Raw genomic sequence first — 7979 nt, forward strand, 5'->3', positions numbered from 1 at the left:
TCAGCACCACCCCGACGCCAACCGGCGGCAGGTAACCCCACTCCGGGAAAGCGGGGGGACCTCAAGCAACGAGGCTCCACGGCGCGAACAGAGGTCTTGGTCGACTGCTGTTCCTGCCGAGAGCCTCGTCCCATATGAATGATCGACACGCCATCGCCCCAGGTCAGCCCACCCCACCCGCCTGCTATCCGCCGGCTGGAATGGCTCTATCAGCGCTGTCGCCGTTCGTGGTTGTTGTTGGCAACGTCACCCACGCCCTCGTCGGCACCGTTTGCGGCATCATCGTCACCAGCGGCCGCCTTGGCGTCGGCCAGGCGGATACATGCCTCGAGCAGGGCCTGCTGGGCGTCAGCGACCGCCGGGTCGCCCGCAGCCTGATCCTGGTCCTGTTGGTCCTCGTTCTGCTGGTCCTGTTGGTCCTGGTCCTGTTGGTTCTGGTCCTGTTGGTTCTGGTCCTGGTTTTCCTGGTCCTGATTCCGGTTCCGGTCTCGGGCGAGTTCCTGGCGTCGCTCCTTCATCGCGGTTCCGGTGGACATCGAGGAGTCAGCGACAGCTCGTTCGCCAGTTTCCCGGTCCCCGCCGGCTCGGTCGTCTTCGGCGGCGTCGCCCGCGGCGGACTGGTTAGCGGCAAAGTCGTCGCAGGCGGCCTCGAGCGCCTGTGCGGCGGCGTCCGCCGCCTCCTCGGCGCCTGCGTCGAGCTGCTGGCCGTTCCTGTCGATGACAGCGCCGTTCGAGGTTTCACTCGCCGAGGCGAACTGCACGCTGCCGATACCCCCGGCTACGAGCACGCCAGCGATGATCGCCGCGCCGATGACCTTGCGGTTGCCGTTGATGCCGCGCCGTTGTCGCAGTCTCATTGCCACTCCTCGTCGTCGGGCCGTGAACATCTCGTAGTGCAGTACGCGGCTCGGACGTCCAGCGGTTCACCCGGCTACAGAGTTGTCGACGGGCGAATGCAATTGATCGATCAAGATGGATTGAAAGTCAGCCGGCCACTACCCGAGCGCCTGCACAATCTCGGCGCTGACTGCACAATGACGCTGGCACCCCTGTGAGACTGGATCCTCAGGAGTGACGGGAGCGCGCGACGGTCGAGTCCGCCGTGGCGACCAGTCAGTCCGGCTCACCGCCAGGGTCAGCATCGGCCCGCACGCGGCGAGCAACCGCTGCCACGAGCCACCCAAAGGTTCACCTTCGGAAACGGAACAAGCTCGGGGGTGTACCAGCTCGGTCTTGAGGGTGGAGAAGAAGTTCTCCATCAGCGCGTTATCGAACGAGTCGCCGACTGAGCCCATGGAGGCCAGCACGCCGTGGTCGGCCAGGGTCTGCCCGAACCGGAATGATGTGTAGGTCGACCCGCGGTCGCTGTGATGCACCAGTTGCCCGTGGCGGACCTGCCGGGTCCAGATCCCGTACTCCAGCGCGCCGAGCACGGGGTTGGTGTCGCAACGGTCGGAGGTCTTCCAGCCGACGATCCGGTTGGAACGCATCCCGGGCCGCGGCCAGCCAGAACGCTCATAGCGGCGATAGGTGACGGGTTTGCCGCCGGCATACCGCAGCAGAAGGCTGTCCAGCGCCGGGTCGTTGCTGGTGCTCGCCGCGACCTGGTTGATCTCCGCCAACCGGGCGTTCGGCAGGGGCGGGCGGGTACTGGCCGCCGGCGCGGCTTGGCGACTTTCGCTGCCGGATTCTCGGCCTCGGTGAGGTGCCCACAGGCGATCGCCCGCATATAAGGCAGCGCATCGCCAAGACGTAGTTTTCCTCCGCCCCAGCGCCGGTGCGGCCGTTGCGGCGAATCACCCGCTGCGCGCAGCCGCTTGCCGAGCTGTTCGATTTCCAACGGGGTCGGCTCACTCAGCTGACGGCTACCCCATTGCTCGACGACCGGTTCCAGTACGTGCCATACGCCTTCACCGGCTCCTGACTGGTGACCTTTGCGACCTCGGGCACGAACTCCGAGAACGTCGGCACCGCAGGCCGGGCCGCCGCCGCAGGCGCCAGCAGATCCTTGGACTGACACCGAGCTTGGTCAACAGCAGCAACGCCGCCTGGATCTCCGCCTGCCCCACGGCAGCGCCAGCGCTCATGCCGCAGTCCCGTCGAGAATCTTGGCGTAGCAGTCTGCGAGCAGCGCGTCCAGCGAAGCGGGTGGGTGGGTGGATGGATGGATGGGTGGATGATCAAGCGCCGGTTGTCGACGGCGGCCACAGCCAGCACCCGGCAGCCGTTCGCGATGCCGCACCGGCGCCGGACCCCGGCCAGCAGCCGCAGATGGCCCTGCGGCGTCACCGCCTCGGCGCCGCCCGGGTCGGCCGTCACCGCCACAAGGCCGGCCCGAACGTTGACCGCCAGCGCCGTTGCGGGTGGCCAGCTCATCGAACGCAGGAGTCAGCGAACTGACCGGAATCTGAAATGGCTCATCGCAGGCGCATCTGCCGGGAAGACTCGGCCCGCCCGCGCACCTCATCCTCGGCTGGTGCCCGACCGGCTGCGCCTGCAAGGGATCTTGTTCGTGCTGCATACGGGATCGGTTGGGGATTTGCCCCAGGAGTTGGGGTTCGGCTCCGGGATGACCTGCTGGCGCAGGTTGAAGCGCTGGACCGTTGCTGCAGTGTTCGACCAGCTGCATCCGGTGGATTCATTCTGGTCATGGGCTGGTCGTTGACGGGCCGTGGTGCACCCGACCCAAGCTGTCCACGATCGAAGGGTCGTGCGGGCGTTGGCGTACTCGTGCGGCATCCCGCTGCGCTGAGCCGATCGCCGCCGACTGCGGGAACTGTCAACGGCCAGTTGGATCTCGTGGGCGGCCAGTGAAGGGACTGCCCCCGCTTTGGTTGACTCGCGGGGTTGAGGGTGGTTCAGGCGGCGTTGGTGGTGGTGTGGAGTGTCTCAAACGCGATCGGGGTGAGGCGTCCGAGGCGGCGTTGTCGGCGTCGGCGGTGGTAGGTGCGTTCGATCCAGTAGGTGATCGCGATGCGGAGTTCTTGTCGTGAGGGCCAGCGGCGGCGGTCCAGGACGTTGGCTTGGAGCAGGGCGAAGAATGATTCCATCGCGGCGTTGTCGCCGCAGGATCCGACTCTGCCCATCGATCCGATCAGCTGGTGGCGGTGCAGCGCGGCCACGAATTTCCGAGACCGGAACTGGCTGCCTCTATCCGAATGGACCACGACGCCCGGCGGTGGGCGGCGCAGTGCGGCGGCGTTGTTGAGCGCCGACACCGCCAGGGATGCCTTCATCCGACTGTCGATCGAGTAGCCGACGATCCGGTTGGACCAGGCGTTCTTGACCGCACACAAGTACAGCGTCCCCTCGCTCGTGGGGTGTTCGGTGATGTCGGTCAGCCACAACCGGTCCGGTCCCGCGGCGGTGAAGTCCCGGCCGACCAGGTCGTCGTGCACCGGCGGGCCGGACCGGCGCACGCTCTTACGAGCCCGGCGGGAGAACACCGACCAGATCCGCTGCTGAGAGCACAACCTTTGCACCCGGTTCTCACCCGTGGCCACACCACGGTCAGCCAGTTCATCGGCGATGAACCGGTACCCGAACGCCGGGTCGTCGGCGTGGATGTCGTAGGCGGCGTTGACCAGGTGGGCGTCGTCCCAGTCACGGTGGCTGACCGGATCGCTTTCCACTGGTAGAACGCCTGCTTGGAGAACCCCAACACCCGGCAGGTCACCGCCACGGGGATCCCGTCGGCGGCGCAGTCGAGGACCAGCGGGTAGATCATTTTGGGGAGATGTCGCGGGCGAAGAACGCCGCCGCGCGCCGCAGGATCTCGTTCTCCTGCTCCAACAGCTTGTTACGGCGGCGCAGCTCACGCAGCTCCACCGACTCCGCCCCGGCCTGGCCGGGGCGGTTGCCGTCTTCGATGTAAACCAGCTTCAACCAGCGGTGCAGACACGACTCGGAAATCCCGAAATCCTTCGCGATCTGCGACAGCGGAGCCCCGCCGCGGCGGGCGACCGCGACCACATCAGCACGGAACTCGGGCGGGAACGGCTTGGGCACGATGAACATCCTTCCAGGAGGACCAAGATCCTCACAGGTCAGGAGTCAACCAAACCAGGGGTAGTCCCCCCGGGTCGCCGGTCGACGGTGGGCCATCGAGGAGTGCTTCAAACAAGCCAAACAGGAAACCGGCCTCGACCATTACTAGGTCCGCACCCGGCGCGGCTGGTACGCCCACATCACTCTGTCGATGCTCGCCCTGGCCTGGCTCGCAGCCATCCGCGCCGCCGAACAAAAAAGAGCGAAACGACCGGCAATGAGAAACTCATCCCGCTCACGGTCCCCGAAGCCCGCAGGCTGATCATCGCCCTGCTCCCGGACCCTCACCCACCAACTACTACACCATCGCCTGGTCACGCTTCCGCCGACGACGACAATGGCAAGCCCGACAGAGCCACTACCACCACCGACACACACGACCATAAGTGCCGTTGCAGTATTAGTGCCGTGTGAGAATTGTCGGACGAAGAATCTGGGGCCAGCCTATATATCAGCGGCCGCGCCGAGACTCTTAGCTTCGCGCGAAACCGACATATTGGCGCGGCGGGTACGGGCGGTCGATTATCTTCGTTTCCATTTAGGAATAGTCTGACAGAATGACATCCAGAATCAGCATGTTTCGTATGTGGGCGGCGTAGGCTTCGGCGGGGAACTGCTTCGGGGGTGTGTCATTTCTTTTATGCCGGATTCGCTGGTGGGTCAGCTATTACAGGCCACGCCGGATGCCGCTATCGCTGTTGATGAGTGTGGTCGGGTTCGGGTGGCCAATGCGATGGCTGAGGACATGTTCGGCTATCCGGAGGGCGGGCTGGTCGAGTTGTCTGTGGAGGACCTGGTTCCGCCGGGTGTCCGCGCCCGGCATCCCCGGCTGCGTTCGGCATACATGGCCGATCCGCGGCGGCGTCCCATGGGCGCGGGCATGACCTTGAGGGCGCAGCGCCGCGACGGCACCGAATTCCCCGTGGAGATCAGCCTCGCTCCACTGGACACCGGCCGCGGCATCTGGGTGGCCGCCGCCATGAGGGATGTCACCAGCCGGCACCTGGAGATGGAGGCTCGGGCGCTGCTGGCTTCCATCGTCGAGTCGGCCCATGACGCCATCGTCAGCCACACCCTCGACGGAACGATCACCAGCTGGAACAAGGCCGCTGAAAACCTCTACGGCTTCCCGGCACAAGCGGTCATCGGCAAGTCGGTGTTCTTGATCATGCCGGAAGCCCACCACCGGGTCGAAGTGGAGCTCCTCGACCGGGTCGCCGCAGGCGAGGTGATCGCCCGGTCCGTCAGACCCCGGATGGACGCCCGGGGAAACACGGTCACCGTTTCGGTGAGTATGTCACCGGTGCGCAGCAACGACCGCGTCGTGGGTGTGGCGACGCTGTCCAGTGACCTGAGCCGGATCGAACAAGCCGAGGCAAAGTTCAAAGGACTCCTGGAGGCCGCGCCGGACGCCACCATCGGCGTTACCTCCGGAGGTCGCATCGTCATGGCCAACGCGCAAGCCGAGCGGCTCTTCGGCTATGCCCGCGACGAACTCATCGACCAGCCCATCGAAATACTGATACCACCCGAAACGCGCGAGCGCCACCTCACCCTGAAAGAACATTACTTTCGCAACCCCCAACCGCGACAGATGGGTGACCTGCGGACCGAACTACGCGCCCAACGCAAGGACGGCAGCCAATTCCCGGCCGAGATCGCGCTCAATTCTTTCAAGTCCGGTGACGGGCTCCTCGTCTCAGCATCCGTCCGCGACATCACTGACCGGGTCGCTGTCGCTACCGAAAACGAACGGCTTCGTTCTCGAGCCGAACGCGAGCGGTTGGAAGCCCAACTACAACAGGCGCAGCGATTGGAGAGTCTCGGACAGCTCGCCGGTGGCGTCGCTCACGACTTCAATAACCTGCTCGGCATCATCCAAACCTGCTGCGAATTCGTCCGTGAGGAACTGGCCCACCCCATGGCCGGCGGGGATTCCGCTGCCAGGACGGCCGCGCTTCGCGAGGACATCGACCGCATTCACGGCGCCGCCAAACGGGGTACTGCCCTCACCCGACAGCTGCTCACCTTCGGGCGCCGGGATGTCGTCCGCCCGGAGGTACTCAATATCAATGCCGTCGTTCGCGGCTTGGAGCCACTGCTACGTCGCGCCGTCAGTGAGCGGATCGACCTACGCACCGACCTCGACGGCGACCTCAGCGGCGTCTACATGGATCCGGGACAGCTCGAGCAGATCCTGATGAACGTCGCCGTGAACGCCGCTCACGCCATGCCCGACGGCGGCACCCTGCGCATCACCACCGCCAACATCACCGTCGGCGAGGAGTTCCGCGCCCAACACCCGGCCGCTCAACCCGGTGACCACGTGATGGTCACGCTCATCGACAGCGGCACCGGCATGCCGCCGGAAGTCATCGCCCACGCCTTCGACCCCTTCTTCACCACCAAGCCCGCCGGTGAGGGCAGCGGACTGGGCCTGGCGACCGTCTACGGCATCGTCAGCCACTACGGCGGGCACCTCTGGCTCGAATCCGAACCCGGCCACGGCACCACGGTCGCCTTCGTCATCCCGACCGCCCGCAAAGGCACAACCTCGACCGCACCCACGCCCGCAGCACTCGGCCAGCCGGGCGCAGACACCGGCGCGGGTGAGACCATCCTCGTGGTCGAGGACGAAGCCGCGCTGGCAGCGGTCCTCACACGGATGCTGGAGAACAGCAACTACCAAGTCATCCCCGCCTCGAACGGCACCGAAGCCCTGGATATCGTCCGCTCCGCCCACACCATCGACCTCCTCGTCACCGACGTGGTGATGCCCGGCATGCAGGGCCCCGAACTCGCCACCGCCTGCCGCCGAATCAGACCCACCATGCCCGTCATCTACATGTCCGGATACGCAAAATCACTCCTGACCGAACAGGGCACCCTCCCGCCCGGAGTACAACTGATCAGCAAACCATTCACCCAACCCGACTTCCTCAACACCGTGAAAGCCGCACTCCACACCCACCAACCCACAGACATCAAACCTGGCCTCGAGGTATAGCAGGTGTGATGGCCCTGCCCGGACGCGCAATGCCGCCGCGAGTACCGCCTTCTTGGTCATCGGGACGGTCCGCCGACAGTTGATCCATGTTGCCGGCGGAATCTGATCAGTGTCATTCAGGACGCAGCAGCCGCGCGATCCGGCCAAATTGCGAATCAATATGCGCCCGGCACCGTAGGGACGACGAATATCGATTCCTGATCAGACACGAGTAACCGCTCCACGCAAGCCGACCATCCGACAATTTTCGCCCGGCAAACCTTCCGCTGACGACCCACGCGAGGAGCGTGACGGTTAACCTGAGCGGCAGGTCCGGCCCGGCCGGAGGACGTGGGGCGATTGCGGTTCCGCAGTCCGACCGGCTGGTCGTAATGGTCATACAGGAGGGGGGGGTTCCGATGAGCTGGACCGTCAAACGAAGGCTTGCCGCCCTCGGTGTATTGGCGATCACGGCGGTCGGCGCCGTGGGTTCGATCGCGATCACCCAGGCGCGGACATCTGCTAGCCGCGCCGAGCACGCGGTCGACGTCGGGCAGGCGCTCTCGACGACCATCGACGCTCAGCACACCGCCTCGGTCATCCTCGCCGCTGCCAGCATTCTCACCGACTCCTTGACAGCCGCGCGGCGGGCCGAGGTCATCGACCTGATGAATGAGCACGCCGATGAGCTTCGTGACCAGTACGCGACACTTGCAGCAAGCGGACATCGGACCGGAGTTCGCCAGCCTCAGGGACAATTCCTGCCGACCATCACGGCGCTGCTCGCTGATGCCCAACGTGTTGTCGGCAGCTCGAGCCCGCTCTCCGAAGCGGGCTTTGAGACCGTTCGGGTGCATTGAGCCATTTTCATCGTGGTGTGTGCGGTGGATGACCCGGTCAGGCGCGGCGTGTCGGTTCTCCACCTAGGGCGAGGCTCCCGGTAGGA

The 7979-nt window shown here is 65.4% G+C and carries 5 protein-coding genes and 3 pseudogenes; 4 read left to right on the forward strand and 4 right to left on the reverse strand.

The window, feature by feature from the left end:
- Positions 1–209: 209 nt before the first annotated feature.
- The 3 genes from IEY94_RS22895 to IEY94_RS22905 all read right to left on the reverse strand — a co-directional run bounded on the left by IEY94_RS22895 (position 210) and on the right by IEY94_RS22905 (position 2376).
- Entirely contained in the window at positions 210–857 is a 648-nt protein-coding gene (locus IEY94_RS22895; RefSeq protein ID WP_189172330.1) for a hypothetical protein, read from the reverse strand.
- A 138-nt stretch (positions 858–995) separates the two neighbouring features.
- Positions 996–1622, reverse strand: coding sequence for a DDE-type integrase/transposase/recombinase (locus tag IEY94_RS22900; protein ID WP_189172331.1), 627 nt, complete (start codon positions 1620–1622; stop codon positions 996–998).
- Positions 1623–1854: 232 nt separating this feature from the next.
- Positions 1855–2376, reverse strand: coding sequence for a hypothetical protein (locus IEY94_RS22905; protein ID WP_189172332.1), 522 nt, complete (start codon positions 2374–2376; stop codon positions 1855–1857).
- 91 nt (positions 2377–2467) lie between these two features.
- On the opposite strand from IEY94_RS22905, the pseudogene IEY94_RS22910 reads away from it, so the two are divergent.
- A pseudogene (locus tag IEY94_RS22910) lies at positions 2468–2629 on the forward strand (transposase); the annotation flags it as partial.
- Between the two features lie 229 nt (positions 2630–2858).
- Here IEY94_RS22910 and IEY94_RS22915 read toward each other — a convergent pair.
- Positions 2859–4008: pseudogene (locus IEY94_RS22915) on the reverse strand (IS3 family transposase).
- A gap of 73 nt (positions 4009–4081) precedes the next feature.
- On the opposite strand from IEY94_RS22915, the pseudogene IEY94_RS23840 reads away from it, so the two are divergent.
- The 3 genes and pseudogenes from IEY94_RS23840 to IEY94_RS22930 form a co-directional block, all read left to right on the forward strand.
- Positions 4082–4309 (forward strand): annotated as a pseudogene (locus IEY94_RS23840) (IS701 family transposase); the annotation flags it as partial.
- Between the two features lie 378 nt (positions 4310–4687).
- Positions 4688–7054, forward strand: coding sequence for a PAS domain S-box protein (locus tag IEY94_RS22925; protein WP_189172334.1), 2367 nt, complete (start codon positions 4688–4690; stop codon positions 7052–7054).
- 398 nt (positions 7055–7452) lie between these two features.
- A complete protein-coding gene (locus tag IEY94_RS22930; RefSeq protein WP_189172335.1) occupies positions 7453–7893 on the forward strand; it encodes a hypothetical protein in 441 nt (146 codons plus the stop codon).
- The last annotated feature ends 86 nt before the right edge of the window (positions 7894–7979 follow it).

Source organism: Pilimelia anulata, assembly GCF_014647895.1.
GTDB lineage: Bacteria > Actinomycetota > Actinomycetes > Mycobacteriales > Micromonosporaceae > Pilimelia > Pilimelia anulata.